1 protein-coding gene is annotated in these 681 nt (G+C 74.9%); it reads left to right on the forward strand.

The features are described from left to right. Positions 1-653 (forward strand): nitrilase-related carbon-nitrogen hydrolase (locus tag DMH01_RS42430; RefSeq protein WP_305016653.1); only part of this gene is annotated, 653 nt, incomplete at its 5' end. Positions 654-681: the final 28 nt, after the last annotated feature.

Consider the following 681-nt stretch of genomic DNA (forward strand, 5'->3'; position numbering starts at 1 on the left):
TCCTCTCCCCGGCGGGCGGGGCGGTGCTGCGCTACCGGCGGCTGCACTCGATGTTCACGCCCACGCCGTACGACGTGTGGGAACGCTACCTCGACCGCTACGGTCTCGACGGCGTCCTGCCGGTCGCGCGGACCGAGATCGGCAACCTGGCGGTCCTCGCCTCGGAGGAGATCCTGGTGCCCGAACTGGCCAGGGCGCTGGCCCTGCGGGGCGCGGAGGTGTTGTGCAACCCGACCTCCGAGGCGTACTCGCCGGCCCTGACCCCCAAGGCGGTCGCCCGGCGCGCCCGCGCCCTGGAGAACCTGGCCTTCGTCGTCTCGGCCAACACCGCGGGGCTGTCCGGCATCGCGATCCCGGGCGACTCGGTCAACGGCGGCTCGGAGCTGATCGACCACGAGGGCCGCGCGCTGGCCCAGGCGGGGCCGGGGGAGTCGCTGGTCGCCGCGGCCGAGCTGGACCTGGCCGCCCTGCGCCGCGCCCGCCGCAGGCCCGGCATGGCGAACCTGCCCAGCCGGGTCAAGACGCGACTAGGGGCGCAGGTCTACGCCGGCCACGACGTCGAACGGCCCGGCGCGCTCACCGAGGCCCCGGACCGCGCCTTCTACACCGCCCGGCAACACGAGATCATCGAACGCCTGCACGATCAGGGCTGAGCCGTCAGGCGCGCGCGACGGCGTGCCG

The organism is Amycolatopsis sp. WAC 04182 (assembly GCF_003947465.1).
Lineage (GTDB): Bacteria > Actinomycetota > Actinomycetes > Mycobacteriales > Pseudonocardiaceae > Amycolatopsis.